Here is a 19,843-nt window from a genome sequence, read left to right on the forward strand (position 1 = left end):
CTGTCCTTGCATCCTGCAAGTCAGAGCCGGAGGCGCACAGGTTGGCGCTCTAAGGCCTCAAGCCAGCGCTCTAGCGATTGCCGCCGATAGACGACTTTTGCGCCGTGCTTGATACGTGGTGGACCCATGCCTTCGTTTTCACGGCGCGTGAGGGTGCGAACGCTGATCCTAAGAAAATGCGCCGCTTCTTGTTTTGTGAGAAAAATCTTGTGGTGTTCAGACACGACGAGACCTCCGTTGCAAACCATGCCGACCCGCTGTCCGGGTACGGAAGATTCAAGTTACGGTTGCACGTCCTTGCTTCGGTCTAATGTCGTCGGTTTGAGCGCTCTTACATCACCATGGGGCCCGTCGCGTCGTCGCAGCTGTCTGCTAACCGGAGCTCTCCCATATCCTTTTATGCGCTATCTCTATTTGTGCTCATTGTTCTATCTCGTGGACGTACTGAAGAATTGGCGCGGCTTGGCCTCGTTTGCAATAGCAACGCCTGAATTGTCCCCTTTTGGCCTCAAGAAAGAGCTATCTCACTGACGAAGCTACCCTTTCGGCAGCGGCTGCAAGGGTGTCATCGAAGAGGTGCGCATAGCGGGCCGTCGTGTTTGGTTGCGTGTGGCCAAGCATCGCTCCGATGATCGGAAGGCTTGTGCCTTGCGAGGCGAGCAGGCTTGCAAACGTATGGCGCAAGTCGTGCATCCGTACATCTTCAAGACCAATCTCTTCGCACAAGCTGAACCATGTCCGTCGGATGGTAACGAACGGCTTTCCAGTATGAGAAGGAAAAACCCACTCGCTATCCGATTGGGCGCGACGATGCGTTAGCAGTTGGGCAACAGTGCCGGACACCGGAACCCGATGCAGCTTCTTCTGTTTTGTTGTCGCGGCTGGCTTCGTCCAAACTCGGTACTCTGGATCGAATTGATCCCAGCGCGCCCGGAACGCTTCACCTGAACGACACCCTGTCAGGATCAAGAACCGGATGATGTCGCACGAAGTCTGTTCAGGGTGCTTTTCCATCGCGTCGTTGAGCTGGCCAATCTCAGAGGGCGTCAAGTATCGCTCCCGCTTGTTCTCAGGATTCAGGGCAATGCCTTGCGCCGGGTTCTGATCGATCCAACGCCAACGGATAGCCAGATTGCAGGATTTGCGAAGGAGGCCAATGACTCGATTGGCTTGGATTGGCGTCTTAGCCGATATCTTGCGGTGGAGCGCATCGCAGTGATCGAAAGTAAGGTCTGCTACCTTCAAAGCCCCCAAAACAGGTAGGATGAAATTCTCCCACATCTGGCGGTCAGTTTGCTGGCTTGAAGGGCGTTTCTTGGGCAAGTGGTCCCGGCAGTAGCGATCAAACAAATCACGGATGATGGGCGCTTGGCGTGCGTCCTGTTTCTCGGCCATCGGATCGATCCCTACGTCGATCATTCTACGCAGTTCTTGCGACCTCTTTCGGGCAGCATTCACTGTCCAATCCGGATATCTACCAATCGTGAAACGCCGAAGCCGACCGGACGCGCGGTAGTTCAGAATGAAACTGATCGCCCCTTTGGACGTAATACGAACACCGAACCCCGGCAGATAAGTGTCTTGCGCCAACTTGTAGCCGGACGCTGGCGGAACGAGGCCGTTCAAGACAGCTTGAGTGATTTTCAGTGGGGCGCGTTCAGGTCTACACGTAGACCCTGTGTAAACCGAATCGTGGGTATCATCTGGCATTCGCTTGTCTCCTCGTGTCCGTGACTGTCCAGAAATTGCTTTCTTTTCAGAAGGATACAGGGATAATCTCAAATTTTTCAATGACTTGATGTACGGCCACTTCCGGGCTGTTAATCAATTTGTCGTAGGTTCGATCCCTACCGCCGGAGCCAAAATTCCCTAAAAATTAAAGCACGCTCGCGCCAACCATCTATACGGTCGCACGCCCCTCCTCGGCAGGCTTTTGCCATGCTGATCGCCGTTGGGAACCCTCCTCCGCGGCCACCTGTTGTCTCGTTGAACGCACGCGGCATTGATTGAGCTGACGTCGATCGCCTTTCCGAACGCGCGGGGTTCCTGCGGCATCGGGGTGCGGATGCAACAGTCAGCGACGGAGGTTTCTCAGATGACCAGCCAGAATTTCGACGCGATGGAGAGCCCGCAGCGGCAGCCGGGACTGGAGCACGAAATGAACCCTCAGCCCGAATACATGCCGCGCTATGGCGGCTCCGGGCGCCTGAAGGACAAGGTGGCGCTGATCACCGGGGGCGACTCGGGGATCGGGCGTGCGACGGCGGTGCTCTATGCCCGCGAGGGCGCGCGGGTGGCGATCCTTTACCGGGACGAGGACCGTGACGCGAAGAAGACGCAGCAGCTGGTCGAGGACGAGGGTTCCGAGTGCCTGCTGATCGAGGGTGACGTCGGCGAGAAGAGCGTCTGCGAGGATGCCGTTTCGCAAACCGTGAGCCGCTTTGGCCAGCTCGACATCCTTGTGAACAACGCGGGCGAGCAGCACGCGCAGGATGACCCGACCGCCATCGAACAGGCGCAGATCGAGCGCACGTTCAAGACCAATATCTTCGGCATGATGTTCATGACGCAGGCCGCGCTGCCGCACCTCAAGAAAGGTGCGCGGATCATCTGCGTGACCTCGATCACGGCCTACAAGGGGCAGGATTTGCTGATCGACTACGCCTCGACCAAGGGCGCGATCCTGTCGTTCCTGCGGGCCATGGCAAGCAAGCTGGCCCCGGACGGCATCCTCGTGAACGGCGTGGCCCCCGGTCCGATCTGGACGCCGCTGATCCCCGCCTCCTTCCCCGAGGACAAGGTGGAGGACTTCGGCAAGAACGCTCCGCTCGGGCGCCCCGGTCAACCCAACGAGGTCGCCCCGTCGCTCCTGTTCTTGGCCTGCGAGGATTCCTCCTACATGTCCGGCCAGGTGCTGCATCCCAACGGCGGCGAGTTGGTGGGCGGCTAGACCCTCCGCGCGGTCGCCCACACCGGCGGCCGCGCGCTTCACGGAACCAACTGGCGGATCATACGTTTTTCTAATCACGCCCCTGTGAAAGGAAGTTGCTATGGCCCCCCGCGCGCTCTGGAAAGGACAGCTCCGCCTGTCATTGGTATCCATTCCGGTCGAAATTTTCTCGGCCACCAAGACCGGCGCACGGGTCTCTTTCCGCCAGATTCACAAGCCGTCGGGCAAACGCATCCGCTATGAGAAATCGGTGCCGGGCATCGGGCCCGTCGACGCCGAGGATATCGTGAAGGGCTACGAGGTCGAGCGCGACGAATACATCCTGCTCGACCCCGAGGAGATCGACGAAATCAAGTTGGAGACCAAGAAGACCTTCGAGTTGGTCCAATTCGTCGAAGCTTGTGAAATCCCGCCCCTTTATTTCGAAAAACCCTATTACATCACCGCCGCCGACGATCTGGCACAGGATGCCTACCGCGTCGTGCGCGACGCGCTGCGCTCGGCCGGCAAGGTCGGGCTTGGTCAGGTCACCATGCGCGGGAAAGAGTATCTCGCGGCGGTCAAACCCTGCGGCGATGGCCTGCTGATGGAAACGCTCCGCTACGAGGACGAGCTACGCGAGGCGGACGAGATTTTCACCGACATCACCGACGACGAGTCAGACAAGGAACTGCTCGACGTGGCGACCTCGCTGATCGAGCGCAAGACCGCGCCTTTCGATGCCAGCGCCTATACCGACAAATACGCCGAGGCGATGCAGGAACTGCTCAACGCCAAGATCAAGAACAAGAAAACGCCGCGGGTGCGCACCGACGATGAAGCGCCAAGCGGCGGTGAGAACGTCATCGACCTGATGAGCGCCCTGAAGGAGAGCCTGAAGGAGGCCAAGAGCAGCAAGAGCACGGCCGCCAAGAAGAAAGGCACCCGCAAGAAGGCGTCCTGATGGCTTATACTCCCGACAGACTGGCAACCTACAACACCAAGCGCGACTTCGAACAGACCGAGGAGCCGCGCGGTCAGGTCGGCTCGGGCGCGGGCGGCTATCGCTTCATCGTGCAAAAACACGCGGCCTCGCGGTTGCACTACGATTTCCGCCTCGAATGGGACGGCGTGCTGCTGAGTTGGGCCGTCACCAAGGGCCCCTCGCCCGCCCCATCCGAAAAGCGCCTCGCGGTCCGGACCGAGGATCATCCGCTGGACTATGGCAACTTCGAGGGCACGATCCCCAAGGGGCAATACGGCGGCGGCACCGTGATGCTTTGGGACGATGGCACCTGGGCGCCGCAAGGCGACGTGGCGGCGGGGCTGAAGGAAGGCAAGCTGAAGTTTACCCTGCAAGGTACGCACATGAAGGGCGGCTGGACCCTCGTGCGGATGCGCGGCAAGGAAAAGCGCGAGAACTGGCTGCTGATCAAGGAGCGTGACGACTACGCCGAGGATCGCCCCAACGCGCTGATCGAGGGCGAGGCGATCTCGGTCAAGACCGGGCGCACCATGGCGGAAATCGCCGAGGACGCCCCCGCCAAGGAGTTGCCCGATACCACCCCCAAGCGCCGCCGCAAGCGGCCCGCTTTCGTCAAACCGCAGCTCGCCACGCTGGTGAGCGACGCCCCCTCGGGCGAGGATTGGATGCACGAGACGAAGTTCGACGGCTACCGCTGTCTGGCCTCCATCGGCAAGGGCGGCGTGCAGTTGTTCACCCGCTCCGGCAAGGATTGGACCGACCGCTTCCACGGGCTGGCCCATGCCTTCGATGCCCTGCCCTGTGACGCCGCGCTGCTTGATGGAGAGGTCATGGCCGCCCGGATCGAGGGGTCGGCCTTTTCGTCGTTGCAAAGCGCCCTCAAGACCGGCGCGCCCCTGGTGTTTTTCGCTTTCGACCTGCTCTCGCTCGATGGCAAGGATTTCCGCAAGGAGGGCCAGATGGATCGCCGCGAGAGGCTAGCGAAACTGCTGAGCGGGGCGCCACAGGGTGGCCCGCTGCGGTTGAGCGAGCATGTTCTGGGCAGCGGACCCGAGGTTTTCGAGCGTGCCTGCAAGGCCGGTGCCGAGGGGATCATCAGCAAGCGCATCGATGCGCCCTATCGGGGACGACGCTCGAAGTCCTGGCTCAAGGTGAAATGCACCCGTCGGCAGGAATTCGTCATCGTGGGATATTCGCCCTCGGACAAGAAAGGGCGGCCCTTCGCCTCGCTGCTACTGGCGAGCCACGAGGGCGACACGCTCCGCTTCAAGGGCCGCGTCGGGACCGGTTTTTCGCAGGACATGATGAGCGAGCTGGCGCGCGAGATGACGCCTCGCAAGACCCCGCCCGCCGAAGGCACGCCGGACGAGATCGCCCGCACCGCGAAATGGGTGCGCGCCGATTTGGTGGCGGAGATCGACTTCACCGAATTCACCGCCGATGGCCATATCCGCCACGGCAGCTTCATCGGGCTGCGGCACGACAAACCCGCCAGCGCGGTGCGGCTGGAGCAACCCAAGAAGGACATTCCCACCATGGAAAGCAAGGTCGCCGGGGTTCGGATCAGCAACGCGGACCGGCAGGTCTACCCCGAGGCCGGATGCACCAAGGGCGACGTGGCCCGCCATTACGAGACCGTGGGCGAGCGGATGATCGAGCTGGCAGGACACCGCCCGCTGTCGCTCTTCCGCTGTCCGTCGGGCATCGACGGGCAGTGTTTCTTCCAGAAGCACGACAACGGCGGGATGCCGGACAGCCTCTCGAAGATCGCGATCGAGGAGAGCGACGGCGACGAGGCCGATTACCTCTATGCCACCCGGCCCGAGAGCCTGATCGCAGCGGCGCAGATGGGCAGCATCGAGGCGCATATCTGGGGCGCGCGGGTCGACAGGCTCGACCGGCCGGACCGGCTGGTGTTCGATCTCGACCCCGACGAAGGGATGGATTGGCCAAGGGTGCGCGATGCCGCCTTCGAGGTGCGCGACGCGCTGGCCGAGCTTGGCCTGCGCTCCGGCGCGATCGTGACCGGGGGCAAGGGCGTACATGTCTGGATGGCCCTGCGGCGTACGCGCGGGTGGGACACGGTGAAGCTGTTCTCTCAGACCTTCGCCCATGTGATCGCCGGCCATTCTCCGGACCGCTATACCGCGACGATGTCCAAGGCCAAACGGCGGGACCGGATCTTCATCGACTGGCTGCGCAATGAGCGGGGATCGACAGCGGTGGCCCCCTACTCCCTCCGCGCCCGCCCCGGCGCGCCGGTGGCGGTGCCGGTGACATGGGACGAGTTAAAGACCCTCGACGCGCCAAACCGCTTCAGCCTCGGGGACATGAAAGCGCGGATGAAGCAGGATTGCCCCGCGCTGGCGGTGCAGGAAGACCTGCAGTCCCTGACCAACGACGTGGTGGCCGCATTGCAGGATTGGGCCGCGCAGGATTAGGCGGGGGCCGCACGCGTCAGGCACGTGTCGAGCCGGAGCGCGTCGAGGCCGGCAAGCTGCGCCATGTGCCAGGCAAGGACGAGGTTGCTGGAGAGGACCGGGATGCCGAGGGCGCGCTCGGTCGGGGCAATGACATCGAGGGTCCGCAAGTTGGTGCAGGAAAGAAAGACCGCGTCGCAGGGCGCGTGGGCGGCGGTGGACCGGGCCGCGTCAGCGATGGAGGCCGGGGCGATGCGGACGACGCGGGCCTCGGAGGCTTCGTTGAAGCTGGCGAAGGCGGAGATCTCGATGCCCGCGCGGGAGAGGACCGCCATCAGCCGTGCCGAGACGGCTTCGACGTAGGGGCTGACGAGCGCCAGCCGGTGGATCTCCATTGCATGACACGCCGCGATCAGGGCGGTGACGGGGTCGGAGACCTCGGCGGCATCGACCCCGGCGCGGGTCCGGGCGGCGACTTCGGCGGTGCCGATCTGGGCGGCGCCGGAGGTGCAGCCGAAACCCACGGCCGAAAACCGGGTGCCGCGCGGCAGGAGGCTGGCGGCGGCGGTGAGATCGCTTTCCATCGCCGCGAGACCCTCGGGCGAGACCTCGGGAGAGGACGGGATGCGGGTCACCAGAAGCTCGGCATCCTCGGGAAGAAGTCGGCGGAAATCATGCTCGAGGCTCTCATCTGCCTGAAGGACCACGAGCCCAAGCGGCGCGGGGTGATCAAGCGTGCGCACATAGGGTAAGCTGTTCATATCACACGAATTTCCCTATCTTGCGGACGCGAGAGATAACTTGCGCCGCCGCTCTTGATGACGATATTTTCCTCGTGAACCATGATCTTGCCGCCCGCCAGCGCAACACCCGGCTCCAGCGTCAGGACCATGCCTTCTTCCAGCACCGTTTCATCGGCGGCGATGATCGAGGGCCATTCCGTCAACTGCATTCCCAAACCGTGGCCCAAGCGACCGGCGTCAGCGCCGCCCCCCTCCCGCGCGGCGTTCGGGTTCACGACCGTGTTCATCGCGTGGAACAGGTCGCAGATGCGCGCGCCGGGGCGGGCGGCGGCGAAGCCTGCCTGTGTCGCCTCGATCAGGGCGGCATGGGCCTCGGCCACCGCGTCCGAGGGCGGGCCGAGGCTGAAGTTGCGGTCGAAATCGCAGAAATAGCCGTCACGGATCAGGCCGGTGTCGAGCATCAGCACATCGCCTGTCGCGAGCGGCGTATCATCGGCGGGAGAGATCACATCGCCGTAGCCGCCGGGCGCGGCGGCGCCGGCGAGATAGGGCACCCAATCGCCCCCCTCCTCCAGACAGAGCCGCTGAAAATCGCGAAACACCTGCGACAGCGCCACCTTCGGGCGCGCGATCTCGGCCACACGGTCGAAGGCCCGGTCGCCGATCCGGACGGCCTCGGTGATCTTGGCGATCTCGGCGTCGGATTTCACCAGCCGCAAACGCCGGGTGATCGTGGCGTCGCCGGTGATCTGCCGCGCGCCGAGCAAGCCCTCCAAGCGGCGCAACGCCGAAAGCGGCATCCGCAGATGGCTCTCCATCTGGTCGGCCACGCCGATCCGGCCCGTGGCGGGCACGCAGTCGGAAAGGGTCTGGGCGAGAAGCCCGATCCCGTCGTCGTCGTAATCAGGCGCTTGCCACGTGCGAATGTCCTGAAGCCACGTCTGTCCCATCAGATGCGCCCCGATGCTTGGGATCACCGCGATGGGATCGCCGGTGGCGGGCAGAACGAGAAACCACGGGCGCGTCGGACTTTCCCAGAAACGGGTGAGAAAGCCGGTGTAATAGCGCAGTTCCGGCTCAGTGGTGAGCAGCAGCGCGTCCAATCCGGCCTCGGCCATCAGCGCCTGCGCCCGCGCGGTGCGGTCGCGGAACTCGGCCGCCGGGAAGCCGCGCGGCGGGCTCACCCCTCGGGGCCTTCGCTGAGGATCACCAGAACCCGCGAGGCGGCATCGAGACCGAAGGCGGAGGCGTGATCTGCCGCGGATGTAGCGACGCAAAGCCCCGCAAGGCCCGCCGCGCCGGAGGGGGTGGAGGGCAGGCCCGCCTGCGCCGCGATCTCTGCGCCGTTCGCGCCGTCCTCCTCCGAAATCAGCATGAAATCAGTGGCATCACGGGCCAATCCCTTGAGCGCGATCAGCGACGGCTCCTTGCAATCGAGCCGCCCCATGGCGCTGGCCGGGCCTTCGGTGACCTGTGCCGCGCCGGCCTCGACCGAGGCGAAGAGCGCGGGCGCCGCATCAGGCTCGACCACGATGATGCGCGGCGCGTCGCCCCAGACCTCGCGCGCATAGGCGGCGGCGGAGGCAGCGAGGCCGCCGACACCGGCTTGCAGGAAAATATGGCTCGGCGGCTCAGAGATCTGCGCGGCGGCCTCCTGCATCAGCACGAGGTAGCCCTCCATCAGGCGCCACGGACGCTCGGTATATCCGGGCCATGAGCTGTCCGACAAAAGCACCGCGCCCTCGGCTTCGGCATCGGCCTGCGCGGCGGCCATGCTGTCCTCGTAGACATCGCCGCGCCACCGGACCTCGGCCCCCATCGCTTCGAGCCGGGCGGCGAAGGCCGGGGGGACGGTGGCGGCGAGGTAGATGACGGCCCGCGCGCCAAACGCCTGCGCGCCCGCCGCGACCGAGAGCCCGTGGTTGCCGGCGCTGGCGGTGTAATAGGCCTGCCCCTTCGCGCGTCCCTGCTCCGCGTCGCAGGCGATGACATAGGCCGCGCCCAGCGCCTTGAAGCTGCCAAGGCCCATCCGGTTGCGTTCGTCCTTGGCATGGAGCGCGGCGATGCCGAAGCGCTCGGCCAGATCCGGCAGATCGCAGAACGGCGTCTCGGCGGCTTCAGGGCACCGGCGCAGCAGATCGGCGGGCGCATGGGCCGCCACCGAGGGCCGGGGAATGTCGGTCAGCGTCGCAAGAAGCGGCGCGGTCTGGGCGGTGGTAGGGGTGAGATGTCGCATGCAGCATGGGTAGCATGAGATTGCGTTCGGCCAAGGGAAATCTGGCGCCCCCGCCCCACGAAAAAGGGCGCCCCGAAGGACGCCCCAGGTCGGGAGAGACCATAGAAAAGGGTCTGGTCGTGCCCTTAGTCTTCGGCGCTCAGGCGGTCGAAGATGTCGGCGCCGTAAGCCGGGCCGCCAGAGACAACGGTCGCGCCGTTGGTGCCGGTCACGTCGGCAGGCGTGTCAGCGGATTGATTGAGGACCGAGAAGGTCTGCGCCAGCGTCGAAGTGCCGTCGGTGGAGACTTGCTTGACGTTCTCGTTGCCACGGAAATCGACAACCTCCGACGCGCTGTCTGCGGAGGCGTTGAAATGCGCGATGGCAAACGCCGTGGAGGTCGACTGAGCTGCGACGGGAGCGGCGATGGCGGCGGTGAGGGCTGCGATGAGGGCGATCTTTTTCATGACTTTTGTCCTTTGCGTGACGTTATGGCGAGCCGGATTCGGGCCGGCCCATGGTTGATTTGGTTTCGGCGTCGAGGCCTGTCTGCCCCGTGCCGATGAGAGGCATATGGACCCAAGATCGCGGTGCTTCCAGACACGAATTGCAATTTTTGCGCGAATTTTGGTGCGCATATGCACAGGGATTATCGACCTCTGCACCGTCACCACAAAGCTGTGAGAAATCGTGGAGTTCGTTGAAACAATTACGATTTCCGCGACGGAAAGCGCGCGAGCCGCGTGGAATGTTGGATGAAGCCTCGGCACCGTCGGATCTGCTCCGGGCAGCACGGGTATCTTGGGCCGCGCGCAGGTGTTGCCTTAGGGACGCAGCCACATTTCTGCCACATTTAAGTACCGGTGTTCGCCCCATTTGCGGAGCAGCGTTTCGTGAGGTCAACGATAAAAACGGAGCAGTATAATGCCGACCCACAAGCCAAAGCCCGCGAAGGGACAATCGCCGAAAAAGGAACTCCCCACCCCGGTACGGTTCTCGGATTGGGCGAGTATCTAGATCCACCCCAAGAGGCATCGCGCAGGCGTGACCATGGAACTTAAGGCGCCTTGATCCGTTGAAAGATCGAACACGATCTTACACCGGAGCACCCGCCATGGACCTCGTCCGCATCATCATCGCCATCATCTTGCCGCCGCTTGGCGTTTTCATGGAAGTGGGCTTCGGCAAGCACTTCTGGATCAACGTCCTGCTGACGATCCTGGGTTACCTGCCGGGCATCGTCCACGCGATCTACATCATTGCGCGCAGCCCGCGGTCGGCCTGAGCCATGGCCGTGAAAACCGCACAGGAGGAACTGGAGCGTCTCGAAGCCCTCGCCGGGCAGATGGACAGCGCCTTCCGCATCCCCGGCACGTCGATCCGTCTGGGCTACGACTCGCTGCTTGGCCTCGTGCCCGGCATCGGTGACACACTGGCCTTGGCACCGGCAGGCTACATCCTATGGAAAGCGCGGGATCTGGGCGTGCCGAACACCCATCTGCTGCGCATGGCCGGCAATGTCGGCATCGACACGGTGATCGGCTCGATCCCCCTGATCGGTGACATCTTCGACGTGGGCTTCAAGGCCAACCGCCGAAACGTGGCGCTGCTGCGCAAGCACCTGGAGCGCACCGGCAAGGCCGCTCCGAAAGCAAAAGGGCCGCGCGTCGGCACGGCCCCTTCCAATCTGTCAAACGCCTGAGCGCAGTCGCTTAGCCGACCAGCTCGAGACCGGAGAAGAAGAAAGCGATTTCTTCGGCTGCGGTCTCGGGCGCGTCGGAGCCGTGGACCGAGTTCTCACCGATCGACAGCGCGAATTCCTTGCGGATGGTGCCCTCGGCAGCCTCCTCGGGGTTGGTCGCACCCATGACTTCGCGGTTCTTCGCGATGGCGTCTTCGCCTTCCAGCACCTGAACGACGATCGGCTCGGAGATCATAAATTCGCACAGTTCGTCGAAGAAGGGGCGGTCCTTGTGGACGCCGTAGAACGCCTGCGCCTGGGCCAGCGTCAGCTGGATGCGCTTGGAGGCGACGATGCGCAGACCGGCCTCTTCGAACTTGGCAATGATCTTGCCGGTCAGGTTGCGCTTGGTGGCGTCGGGTTTGATGATCGAGAATGTACGCTGGATGGCCATGGGGCAGCTCCGATGTGGGTTGAGATTTCGCGGCGCAGCTAGCATGGGCGCGCGGCTTTGGAAAGACTTCTCGACACGGACCCGGTTTACGCGCGCCCTGCCCCGCGTTATGCAAGCCCCATGGGTCAGCAGTTCACCCTGTCGTCGCCGGGGCGCGCGCGCCTCACGCCAAACCTGCCATGAACGATCCGGTTTCATATGTCTGACATGTGCCACCGACAAGGGCGACACTCGGACCCCCGCCGCGGGGAGGCACGTATCCGGAAGGCATTGCCATGACCCGTTCGCCCGAGCCGCTCTATATCGCGGACCTCTCCCTGTTCACCAAGTCGCTGCGCACGTCGCTTGCCCGCGACAGCACCGCCGAGCCCATCGGCCACGCCAAGCTGATGGACCTGATCGCCAAGGCCGCAGGCTACCGCAATCAGCAGGCCCGCCGGGCCGCCGCCCCTCCTGCACCGGAAGCGCCGCGCCCCTCCTCTCGCGTGGGCCGCGCGCTGCGTTGTTTCGACGAGACCGGCCAGATGACCCGCTGGCCGAAACAGACCATGGTGCAGGCGCTGTGCCTCTGGGTCATGTGGCATCACCTGCCGCCGCGCCGGGAGCTCTCGGAGCCTGAGGTCAACGCAGTGCTCAACGCGCGCCACAGCTTCGGCGATCACGCTCTCCTGCGCCGCTCGCTGGTCGATCACGGGCTGCTCGCGCGCAGCCGCGACGGCCGGGTGAACCGACGCATCGAGCAGCGCCCGCCCGACGACGCCCGCGCGATGATACAGGCGCTGTCGGGACGCTAAACAGAAGCCCTAGCGGAGGCCCCGCGCCTCTGCTAGGCCGCGCCCCATGTTACGCATGTCTGATATCGGTTATTCCGTCGCCGGCCGCACTCTGCTCGAGGGCGCCTCCGTCACCATCCCCGCGGGCCACAAGGTCGGCATCGTGGGCCGCAACGGCACGGGCAAGACCACGCTCTTCCGCATCATCCGCGGTGAGCTGGGCCTTGATACGGGCGAGATCACCCTGCCCGCCGGCGCCAAGATCGGCGGCGTGGCGCAGGAAGTCCCCTCCTCGGACACCTCGCTGATCGACACGGTGCTGGAGGCCGATACCGAGCGCGCCGCGCTGCTGGCCGACACCTCCGACGATCCCACCCGCATCGCCGAGGTGCAGGCCCGCCTTGCCGACATCGACGCCTGGGGCGCCGAGGCGCGCGCCGCCACGATCCTGCGCGGGTTGGGCTTCAGCCACGCCGACCAGCAACGCCCCTGCTCCGCCTATTCCGGCGGCTGGCGGATGCGCGTGGCGCTGGCGGGCGTGCTGTTCTCGCAACCCGATATCCTGCTGCTCGACGAGCCGACCAACTACCTCGACCTCGAAGGCGCGCTCTGGCTGGAAGCCTACCTCGCGAAATACCCCCACACGGTGCTGATCATCTCCCACGACCGCGGCCTGCTGAACCGCGCCGTGGGCCATATCCTGCACCTGTCCGACAAGACGCTGACCTATTACACCGGCGGCTACGACACTTTCGCCAAGACCCGCGCCGAACGCCGCGCGGTGCAGGCCGCCGCCGCCAAGAAGCAGGACGCCCAACGCGCCCACCTGCAGAGCTTCGTGGACCGCTTCAAGGCCAAGGCATCCAAGGCCAAGCAGGCGCAATCGCGCGTCAAGATGCTCGAGAAGATGGAGACCATCCGCGCGCCCGAGGATGCCGCGCGCACCGTCTTCACCTTCCCCGAGCCCGAGGAACTCTCGCCCCCCATCGTCGCCATGGACAATGCCGCCGTGGGCTACGGCGACACGCCGGTGCTCAAGCGCCTGAACCTGCGCCTCGATCAGGACGACCGCATCGCGCTTCTGGGCCGCAACGGTCAGGGCAAATCCACCCTGTCGAAGCTGCTCGCCGGCAAGCTCGCCACCATGGAGGGCCGCGTCACCGCCTCGTCCAAGCTGCGCATCGGCTATTTCGCGCAGCATCAGGTCGATGAGCTGCACCTCGACGAGACCCCGCTCGACCACCTGCGCCGCGAGCGCCCCGAGGATGCGCCGCCGAAACTCCGCGCCCGTCTCGCGGGCTTCGGCCTTGGCGCCGATCAGGCCGAAACCCTCGTCGCCAAGCTCTCCGGTGGCCAGAAGGCGCGGCTCTCGCTGCTTCTGGCCACCCTTGATGCGCCGCACCTGCTGATCCTCGACGAGCCAACCAACCACCTCGACATCGAAAGCCGCGAGGCGCTGGTCGAGGCGCTCACCGCCTATACAGGCGCCGTGGTCCTCGTCTCCCACGACATGCACCTGCTCAGCCTCGTGGCCGACCGCCTCTGGCTGGTCAAGGATGGCCACGTAGCCCCCTATGCCCACGATCTGGAGACCTATCGCCAGAGCCTTCTGGGCAACGAGCCCAAGCCCGCGAAACCGGCGAAACCCAAGCCGAAGAAATTCTCCCAGGACCAGGTCAAGGAGCTCCGCTCCGAAGTGAAGAAGGCCGAAGCGCGGGTCGAGAAGATCGAGGACATGCGCGAGAAACTGGCCAAGAAACTCGCCGACCCCGCCCTCTACGAGGACGCCCGCGTGGGCGAGCTGACCACCTGGCAGAAGAAATACGCCGAGGTGATGGAGGGTCTGGCGCGCGCCGAAGACCTCTGGGAAAAGGCGCAGGCAAGGCTCGATGCCGCAAAAGGGTGAAGCCCCTTCATCTTGGCCCTACAACTCCGGGGTCAGCGGGCTTTTCCACCGGAAAAGCACGCGTAAGGGGCAGCGCCCCTTGCCCTTGAAAAAGTCATGCAGCTTTGCTGCGCAATCCGGTTAAGGTCGGGCACATGGATCTGACGCTCTACATCCCCGCTTTCGTGACGCTTTTCGTCATCATCGACCCCATCGGCCTCGCGCCGCTCTACGTGGCGCTGACCCAGGGCATGACAACGCGGCAAAGACGCTCCATCGCGATCCGGTCCTGCCTTGTGGCCGCGGGCCTCCTGACGCTCTTCGGCCTCGCCGGAGAGGCGGTTCTGGGTTTTCTGGGGATCTCCATGGCCGCCTTCCGCATGGCTGGCGGCATCCTGCTGTTCCTCACTGCGCTCGACATGTTGTTCGAGCGGCGCACGCAGCGCCGCCAAGGCACCGCCGATGCCGAGCCCGAGGGCGACGACCCCTCCGTCTTCCCCCTCGCCATCCCGCTGATCGCGGGGCCCGGCTCCATCGCCACGATGATCCTTCTGACCGGTCAGGACGACACCACGCTCAACATCATCGCGATCCATGCGGTGATGGCGCTGGTCATCGTCCTCGTCTTCTTCCTGTTCATGCTCGCCACCCCGCTGGAGCGGCTGCTGGGGCCCACCGGCATCAACGTCGTCACCCGCCTTCTGGGCATGCTCCTTGCGGCTCTGTCGGTGCAGTTCGTCATTGACGGCTTCCGAGACCTGCAAGTTTTCTGATCCGTCGCTATATGTTCTCCGAGAGGAGCCTTTGATGGAAACCGAGGATATTCCCCGCCTGATCTACCTGATCGTCCTGCTCTGCGCGGTGGCGGGGTATTTCCTGTGGGGGCAGCGCGGACAATTGGGCAAGATGGCGCGCTACCTCGCGGTCTGGGGGTTCATCTTCCTCGGCGCCATCGTCGCCGTCGGGCTCTGGACCGAGATCAGCAACCAGATCGCACCGCGGCAATCGGTGATGCAGAGCGGCGCGATCACGGTGCCGCGGGCCTCGGACGGGCATTTCTACCTGACGCTCGAGGTCAACGGCGTGCCGACCCGCTTCGTCGTCGATACCGGCGCCTCGGCCATCGTGTTGAGCCTCCCGGACGCGGTGCGCGCGGGGATCAAGACCGATGACCTGATCTTCTCGGGGCGCGCGACCACGGCCAACGGCAGGGTGGAAACCGCCCCCACAAGGGTCGAGACCCTGTCGCTGGGCGGCATCGTCGATGAAAACGTCCGCGTCATCGTCAACGGTGGCGACATGTCGGGGAGCCTTCTGGGCATGACCTACCTCAACCGCTTCTCCCGGCTGGAGATCGCCGACGGCCGGCTGATCCTCGAGCGCTAGGCGCGCGGGCTCTCGGCCTTCATCTCCCAGCGGCCCGAGGCCTCGGACCAGTATTTCGCCGCACAGCCCGCCGCCGTCAGGGTCTTCCATTGCTCGCGCGCAACCTGCACCGCGCCCTCGTCGAAGCCATCGAAGAGCACCATCACCCGTTCCATTGCGCCCACTTCGGCGGGGTCCACCTGCGCGCCCTCGATGGTGACGAGGCAGGTCGGATCATTGCCCGCCGTTCCGGTGGTCAGAAGCACCGGCTGCGCGGCATCATGGTCGCCACCCGCGCGGCCATGGGGCAGGAAGCTATCGGGCGGCACGGACCAGAGCGCGAGGTCGAGCCGATCGAGCGTCGCCTCGGTCCGGCCGCGGATCGCGATCCGCCAACCGGCCTGCAGCGATTTGCCCAGAAGTATCCGCAAAGCCATGTCGAGCGGCGACTGGGTGAGGTGATAAAAATACGCCTCACCCATGACTTACGCGCCGTTCTTCATGCAGAACTTCAGCTTTCATAATCATCCCGAACCAGCCGGTCGAGCGCCATGACGCCCCAACCCGTGGCACCCTTCGGAGCCAGAGCCGTCTCGGACTTGACCGAGGCCACGCCCGCGATGTCGAGGTGGATCCAGGGCGTTTCGTCCTTGACGAAGCGCTGCAGGAACTGCGCCGCGGTGATCGAGCCTGCGGCCCGACCGCCCACGTTGGCCATGTCGGCCACGCGCGATTTCAGCAGCTTGTCATAGGCATCCCCAAGAGGCATCCGCCAGGCGCCCTCGTTCTCGGCACCGGCGGCCTTCAGGAATGCGCCCGAGAGCGCATCGGAGTTGGAGAAGACGCCCGCGTTCTCGTGACCCAACCCGATGATGATCGCGCCGGTCAGGGTGGCGAGATCGATCATGCCGGCGGGCTCGAACCGTTCCTGCGCGTACCACATGATGTCGCAGAGGACCAAACGCCCCTCGGCGTCGGTGTTGATGACCTCGACGGTGTCGCCCTTCATCGAGCGGATCACGTCGCCGGGGCGCGTGGCGCGGCCGTCGGGCATGTTCTCGACGAGGCCCACGACACCCACGACATTGGCCTTGGCCTTGCGTCGCGCCAGCGTGCGCATGACGCCCGAGACGACGCCCGCCCCGCCCATGTCCATGGTCATGTCTTCCATGCCGCCTGCGGGCTTGAGGCTGATGCCGCCGGTGTCGAAGACGACACCCTTGCCGACCAGCGCCAGCGGCTTCTCGTCACCGCCGCCGTTCCATTTCATCACCACGACCTTGGAGGGGCTTTCCGAGCCCTCGCCCACCGCCAGCAGCGTGCGCATGCCAAGCTCGGCCAGTTCGGCCTCTTCCAGCACCTCGACCTCCAGCCCGAGGTCGGTCATCGCCGAGAGGCGGTTGGCGAATTCGGTGGTGGTCAGCACGTTGGCGGGCTCATTCACCAGATCGCGGGTGAAAAAGACGCCCTCGGCCACGGCCATGGCGGTCTCGGCCTCGGGTTTGACCTCGTCAGGCTTGGCGCAATGGATCGTGACGCCCTTGGCCTCGGGCTTTTCCTTGGTGAGGTGGTCGTCGAAGCCGTAGGCGCGCAGCGCGAGGCCGAGCGCGATGTCGGCGGCGCGCTGGTAGGCGCCGGCGCAAAGGGTCAGCGCTGCCTTGCCCTTGAACTTCGCAAGCGAAGCGCCCGCCTTGCGGGCATCGGCGACGGAGGGGCGACGGTCGAGCTTCACGACCAGCAACGCCTCGGCCGCGAGACCGGCGGGGAAGCCCATGGTGAAGCCTTCGCCGGTTTTCACCTTCTCCCATGCCTCAGAGTCCACCAGCCGCGCCACCGCCTGCTTGGTCAGACGGTTCACCCGCCGACCGGCGGGATCCAGCTTGCCATCGGGCGTGACGAGAATCGCCAGCTTGCCGTCCGCGTCAGCGAGGGCATCAAGGTCGGTTTCAACATAATCGATGGACAAAAGGTCGGTCATTCAAGGCTCCTGATGGGCGAAAAGCGTGACATTCGCGCCAGACCTTAGGGCGCTGTGCCGCCCTTGGCCAGATCGCCCCTACGCAAGGCTGAAAAACTCATCTAAAACATAGATGACGCGGTCGGGCTGCCATCCGGACACCGCATGTGGGGGGTGCCAGTCTGGCTCCTGATTGCTTCGGAGGATGACCCTTGGGTCAATACGACCGGTATATTTTGCGACAGCTTGTCATGCTGTTCGGATTTTTCAGCCTCGTGCTGGTGTCGGTCTACTGGGTCAACCAGGCGGCGCGGCTGTTCGACTCGTTGATCGCGGACGGACAGAACGTGGGCGTCTTCCTCGAATTCTCGGCCCTGACGCTGCCATGGATCGTGCAGTTGATCCTGCCCGTCTCGGCCTTCGTGGCGACGCTTTACATCTTCAACCGGCTGATCGGTGACTCGGAACTGGTGGTGTTGCAGACCGCCGGCCTGTCGGCGCTGCGGCTGTTGCGGCCGGTGCTGGCCTTCGGCTTGCTGATGGCGCTGTTGGTGGCGCTGCTGAGCAATGTCCTCGCCCCTTCGGCGCGGTCGCAATTCGTACAGCGGCAAGCGGAGGTGCGCGACGATCTGACGGGGCGGTTCCTGCGCGCGGGCGAGTTTATTCATCCCGGCAATGGCCTGACGGTTTACATTCGCGACATCAGCCCCTTGGGCGAGTTTCGCGACCTGTTCCTGCAGGACACCTCGACCGAGGGCGTCGAGGTGACTTACACGGCGACGAATGCGCTGCTGGTGCGCTCGGAAACCGGGCCGCGGCTGGTGATGTTCGACGGGCTGGCGCAGACGCTGGACCTCGAGACCGGCCGCCTCTCGACGATTTCGTTCAATGATTTCACCTATAGCGTGGACAGCCTGCTGAATGATGGCGGGCGGCGGCGCGTGGATGTGCGCGAACTGCCGACGCCGCTGCTTTTGACGGCGGACGCGGAATTGGCCGCTGCGCTGAACCTCGATCTGGCGAAGATGGTGTTCGAGGGGCACGACAGGCTGGCGCAATCGCTGTTCGTGATCTTCGTGCCGCTGATCGGAGCGGCATCCCTGATGCTCGGGAGCTTTTCGCGCTTCGGGGTGTGGAAACAGATCTTGGTCGCGGTGGCGCTCGTGTTGCCGATGCAGATCGTGCGCAATGCCGGAGAGGCGGCGGTGCGCGCCGATGCGGAGGCCTGGCCGATGGCCTATGCGCAACCTGCGTTGTCGGCCCTGATCGCGGCGGGCATGGTGACGCTCGCGATGCGCCGGTCGACCCGTTGGCGGAGCATTCCGGCATGATACTGCACCTCTACATCGCGCGGCGTTTCATGGTGGCCTTCGGGATCGTTCTGGCGGTCTTCGTGGCGATCCTGCTGCCCATCGACATGGCCGATCAGCTTCGCCGCCTCGGGACCGACCAGGGCTTCGTCGCGGTGCTGCAGCTGGCGCTTCTGAACCTTCCGCGGAGCCTCAACGGGCTGATGCCCCTGTTCGTGATGCTGGCGACACTGATCCTGTTCCTCGGGCTGGCGCGGACGTCGGAACTGGTGGTGGTGCGTGCCTCGGGGCGCTCGGCGCTGAAATCGGCGGCCTCCCCCGTCGTGGTGGCCCTGATCATCGGCGGGCTGTCGCTGCTGATCCTCAACCCGCTGGTGGCGGCCACGGCGCGGCAATACGACGTCACGCTGGCGCGGCTTCTGGGTTCGGAGAGCCGGTCGGTCTCGGTCACCGGCCAAGGCCTGTGGCTGCGGCAGGGGGTGGGCAGCGAGCAGACGGTGATCCGCGCCTCGGCGACCAATTCCGAGGGCACGCATCTCTTTGACGCCTCGTTCTTCACCTTTGATGCCGATGGCCTGCTGCTGGAGCGGATGGACGCCCGCGAGGCGCTTCTGGAGCGCGACGCCTGGACGCTGACCGACGTGAAGCGCTGGCCAGTGGCGGGCTCTCTCAACGCCGAGGCGGATGCGCGCCGTTTCGAGACGCTGCTGCTGCCCTCGACCCTGACCGCCGAGCAGATCCGCGACAGTTTCGGCGACCCCGAGACGGTGCCGATCTTCGAGCTGCCCGCCTTCATCCGGCAGCTCAACGACGCGGGCTTCGCGGCGCTGCAACATCGCACCTGGTTCCAGATGCAGCTGTCCTCGCCGCTGCTGCTGGCCGCGATGGTCCTGATCGGCGCGGGCTTCACCATGCGCCACACGCGGTTCGGCAAAACCGGGGTCATGGTGCTGTCGGCGATCCTGCTGGGGTTCGGCGTCGTCTTCATCCGGCGCTTTGCCGAAGTGCTTGGCGAATCCGGACAGGTCGCGGCCCCTCTCGTGGCCTGGACGCCACCAATTGCAGCAATCCTCTTGGCGCTCGGCTTTTTATTGCATACGGAGGATGGGTGACCCGGCGCGTTGGA

The 19,843-nt window shown here is 64.7% G+C and carries 20 protein-coding genes; 11 read left to right on the forward strand and 9 right to left on the reverse strand.

Translation table 11 applies throughout. From position 1 onward, the window contains the following. Nucleotides 1-20: 20 nt before the first annotated feature. Together KYE46_RS12475 and KYE46_RS12480 are read right to left on the reverse strand one after the other, a co-directional pair. Nucleotides 21-224 (reverse strand): helix-turn-helix transcriptional regulator, encoded by a 204-nt coding sequence (locus KYE46_RS12475; RefSeq protein ID WP_219000941.1) that lies wholly within the window; start codon nt 222-224, stop codon nt 21-23. 295 nt (nt 225-519) lie between these two features. Further along, nucleotides 520-1,710, reverse strand: a complete 1,191-nt coding sequence (locus KYE46_RS12480; protein WP_219000942.1) for a tyrosine-type recombinase/integrase — start codon at nt 1,708-1,710, stop codon at nt 520-522. A 385-nt stretch (nt 1,711-2,095) separates the two neighbouring features. On the opposite strand from KYE46_RS12480, the gene KYE46_RS12485 reads away from it, so the two are divergent. The 3 genes from KYE46_RS12485 to ligD all read left to right on the forward strand — a co-directional run bounded on the left by KYE46_RS12485 (nt 2,096) and on the right by ligD (nt 6,355). Further along, the gene (locus tag KYE46_RS12485; protein ID WP_219000943.1) at nt 2,096-2,950 is read left to right on the forward strand and encodes an SDR family oxidoreductase; all 855 of its coding nucleotides are present in this window, start codon (nt 2,096-2,098) and stop codon (nt 2,948-2,950) included. A gap of 100 nt (nt 2,951-3,050) precedes the next feature. Next, nucleotides 3,051-3,893 carry a non-homologous end joining protein Ku gene (ku, locus tag KYE46_RS12490; RefSeq protein ID WP_219000944.1) on the forward strand — a complete coding sequence of 281 codons (843 nt, stop codon included), beginning with the start codon at nt 3,051-3,053 and terminating at the stop codon, nt 3,891-3,893. Continuing rightward, nucleotides 3,893-6,355, forward strand: a complete 2,463-nt coding sequence (gene ligD, locus KYE46_RS12495; RefSeq protein ID WP_219000945.1) for a DNA ligase D — start codon at nt 3,893-3,895, stop codon at nt 6,353-6,355. Before ku ends, ligD begins: the two co-directional genes overlap by 1 nt. On the opposite strand, the gene KYE46_RS12500 is transcribed toward ligD, so the two are convergent. The 4 genes from KYE46_RS12500 to KYE46_RS12515 form a co-directional block, all read right to left on the reverse strand. Then, nucleotides 6,352-7,095 (reverse strand): maleate cis-trans isomerase family protein, encoded by a 744-nt coding sequence (locus KYE46_RS12500; RefSeq protein WP_219000946.1) that lies wholly within the window; start codon nt 7,093-7,095, stop codon nt 6,352-6,354. The genes ligD and KYE46_RS12500 overlap by 4 nt on opposite strands. After that, nucleotides 7,092-8,261, reverse strand: coding sequence for a M24 family metallopeptidase (locus KYE46_RS12505; protein WP_219000947.1), 1,170 nt, complete (start codon nt 8,259-8,261; stop codon nt 7,092-7,094). The genes KYE46_RS12500 and KYE46_RS12505 overlap by 4 nt, the downstream gene beginning before the upstream one ends. Then, nucleotides 8,258-9,313: a pyridoxal-phosphate dependent enzyme gene (locus KYE46_RS12510; RefSeq protein WP_219000948.1), complete on the reverse strand. Its 1,056-nt coding sequence runs from the start codon at nt 9,311-9,313 to the stop codon at nt 8,258-8,260. The genes KYE46_RS12505 and KYE46_RS12510 overlap by 4 nt, the downstream gene beginning before the upstream one ends. Before the next feature lie 125 nt (nt 9,314-9,438). Further along, the gene (locus KYE46_RS12515) at nt 9,439-9,759 is read right to left on the reverse strand and encodes a hypothetical protein (RefSeq protein WP_219000949.1); all 321 of its coding nucleotides are present in this window, start codon (nt 9,757-9,759) and stop codon (nt 9,439-9,441) included. Nucleotides 9,760-10,406: 647 nt separating this feature from the next. Here KYE46_RS12515 and KYE46_RS12520 point away from each other — a divergent pair. Both KYE46_RS12520 and KYE46_RS12525 read left to right on the forward strand, forming a co-directional pair. Further along, the gene (locus KYE46_RS12520) at nt 10,407-10,577 is read left to right on the forward strand and encodes a YqaE/Pmp3 family membrane protein (protein WP_219000950.1); all 171 of its coding nucleotides are present in this window, start codon (nt 10,407-10,409) and stop codon (nt 10,575-10,577) included. A 3-nt stretch (nt 10,578-10,580) separates the two neighbouring features. After that, nucleotides 10,581-10,994, forward strand: coding sequence for a DUF4112 domain-containing protein (locus KYE46_RS12525; RefSeq protein WP_219000951.1), 414 nt, complete (start codon nt 10,581-10,583; stop codon nt 10,992-10,994). A 10-nt stretch (nt 10,995-11,004) separates the two neighbouring features. Here the strand turns inward: KYE46_RS12525 and ndk are convergent, their stop codons facing one another. Further along, entirely contained in the window at nt 11,005-11,427 is a 423-nt protein-coding gene (ndk, locus tag KYE46_RS12530) for a nucleoside-diphosphate kinase (protein ID WP_219000952.1), read from the reverse strand. Nucleotides 11,428-11,702: 275 nt separating this feature from the next. Here ndk and KYE46_RS12535 point away from each other — a divergent pair, with 275 nt between their 5' ends. From KYE46_RS12535 to KYE46_RS12550, 4 genes are all read left to right on the forward strand, one after another. After that, entirely contained in the window at nt 11,703-12,221 is a 519-nt protein-coding gene (locus KYE46_RS12535; protein WP_219000953.1) for a DUF2087 domain-containing protein, read from the forward strand. Nucleotides 12,222-12,267: 46 nt separating this feature from the next. Then, entirely contained in the window at nt 12,268-14,106 is a 1,839-nt protein-coding gene (locus tag KYE46_RS12540) for an ABC-F family ATP-binding cassette domain-containing protein (RefSeq protein WP_219000954.1), read from the forward strand. 134 nt (nt 14,107-14,240) lie between these two features. Then, entirely contained in the window at nt 14,241-14,858 is a 618-nt protein-coding gene (locus KYE46_RS12545) for a MarC family protein (RefSeq protein ID WP_219000955.1), read from the forward strand. Between the two features lie 34 nt (nt 14,859-14,892). Continuing rightward, nucleotides 14,893-15,471, forward strand: a complete 579-nt coding sequence (locus KYE46_RS12550) for a retropepsin-like aspartic protease family protein (RefSeq protein ID WP_219000956.1) — start codon at nt 14,893-14,895, stop codon at nt 15,469-15,471. Here the strand turns inward: KYE46_RS12550 and KYE46_RS12555 are convergent. Both KYE46_RS12555 and KYE46_RS12560 read right to left on the reverse strand, forming a co-directional pair. Then, nucleotides 15,468-15,932 (reverse strand): DNA polymerase III subunit chi, encoded by a 465-nt coding sequence (locus tag KYE46_RS12555; protein WP_219000957.1) that lies wholly within the window; start codon nt 15,930-15,932, stop codon nt 15,468-15,470. The two genes, KYE46_RS12550 and KYE46_RS12555, sit on opposite strands and share 4 nt — an antisense overlap. Nucleotides 15,933-15,961: 29 nt before the next feature. Then, the gene (locus KYE46_RS12560) at nt 15,962-17,428 is read right to left on the reverse strand and encodes a leucyl aminopeptidase (protein WP_219000958.1); all 1,467 of its coding nucleotides are present in this window, start codon (nt 17,426-17,428) and stop codon (nt 15,962-15,964) included. Between the two features lie 191 nt (nt 17,429-17,619). On the opposite strand from KYE46_RS12560, the gene lptF reads away from it, so the two are divergent. Next, a complete protein-coding gene (lptF, locus tag KYE46_RS12565) occupies nt 17,620-18,738 on the forward strand; it encodes an LPS export ABC transporter permease LptF (RefSeq protein WP_219000959.1) in 1,119 nt (372 codons plus the stop codon). Continuing rightward, complete coding sequence (gene lptG / locus KYE46_RS12570; protein ID WP_219000960.1) at nt 18,735-19,829, forward strand: LPS export ABC transporter permease LptG; 1,095 nt, start codon at nt 18,735-18,737, stop codon at nt 19,827-19,829. Before lptF ends, lptG begins: the two co-directional genes overlap by 4 nt. Nucleotides 19,830-19,843 lie beyond the last annotated feature (14 nt).

This window comes from Gymnodinialimonas ceratoperidinii, assembly GCF_019297855.1.
In the GTDB taxonomy this organism is placed as follows: Bacteria; Pseudomonadota; Alphaproteobacteria; order Rhodobacterales; family Rhodobacteraceae; genus Gymnodinialimonas; species Gymnodinialimonas ceratoperidinii.

Bases quoted from the DNA above. Each gene is read 5' to 3' on its own strand.
- KYE46_RS12480 (WP_219000942.1), bottom strand. From the start codon at position 1,710: ATGCCAGATGATACCCACGATTCGGTTTACACAGGGTCTACGTGTAGA.
- KYE46_RS12485 (WP_219000943.1), top strand. From the start codon at position 2,096: ATGACCAGCCAGAATTTCGACGCGATGGAGAGCCCGCAGCGGCAGCCG.
- ku (WP_219000944.1), top strand. From the start codon at position 3,051: ATGGCCCCCCGCGCGCTCTGGAAAGGACAGCTCCGCCTGTCATTGGTA.
- ligD (WP_219000945.1), top strand. From the start codon at position 3,893: ATGGCTTATACTCCCGACAGACTGGCAACCTACAACACCAAGCGCGAC.
- KYE46_RS12500 (WP_219000946.1), bottom strand. From the start codon at position 7,095: ATGAACAGCTTACCCTATGTGCGCACGCTTGATCACCCCGCGCCGCTT.
- KYE46_RS12510 (WP_219000948.1), bottom strand. From the start codon at position 9,313: ATGCGACATCTCACCCCTACCACCGCCCAGACCGCGCCGCTTCTTGCG.
- KYE46_RS12515 (WP_219000949.1), bottom strand. From the start codon at position 9,759: ATGAAAAAGATCGCCCTCATCGCAGCCCTCACCGCCGCCATCGCCGCT.
- KYE46_RS12520 (WP_219000950.1), top strand. From the start codon at position 10,407: ATGGACCTCGTCCGCATCATCATCGCCATCATCTTGCCGCCGCTTGGC.
- KYE46_RS12525 (WP_219000951.1), top strand. From the start codon at position 10,581: ATGGCCGTGAAAACCGCACAGGAGGAACTGGAGCGTCTCGAAGCCCTC.
- ndk (WP_219000952.1), bottom strand. From the start codon at position 11,427: ATGGCCATCCAGCGTACATTCTCGATCATCAAACCCGACGCCACCAAG.
- KYE46_RS12535 (WP_219000953.1), top strand. From the start codon at position 11,703: ATGACCCGTTCGCCCGAGCCGCTCTATATCGCGGACCTCTCCCTGTTC.
- KYE46_RS12540 (WP_219000954.1), top strand. From the start codon at position 12,268: ATGTTACGCATGTCTGATATCGGTTATTCCGTCGCCGGCCGCACTCTG.
- KYE46_RS12545 (WP_219000955.1), top strand. From the start codon at position 14,241: ATGGATCTGACGCTCTACATCCCCGCTTTCGTGACGCTTTTCGTCATC.
- KYE46_RS12550 (WP_219000956.1), top strand. From the start codon at position 14,893: ATGGAAACCGAGGATATTCCCCGCCTGATCTACCTGATCGTCCTGCTC.
- KYE46_RS12555 (WP_219000957.1), bottom strand. From the start codon at position 15,932: ATGGGTGAGGCGTATTTTTATCACCTCACCCAGTCGCCGCTCGACATG.
- KYE46_RS12560 (WP_219000958.1), bottom strand. From the start codon at position 17,428: ATGACCGACCTTTTGTCCATCGATTATGTTGAAACCGACCTTGATGCC.
- lptG (WP_219000960.1), top strand. From the start codon at position 18,735: ATGATACTGCACCTCTACATCGCGCGGCGTTTCATGGTGGCCTTCGGG.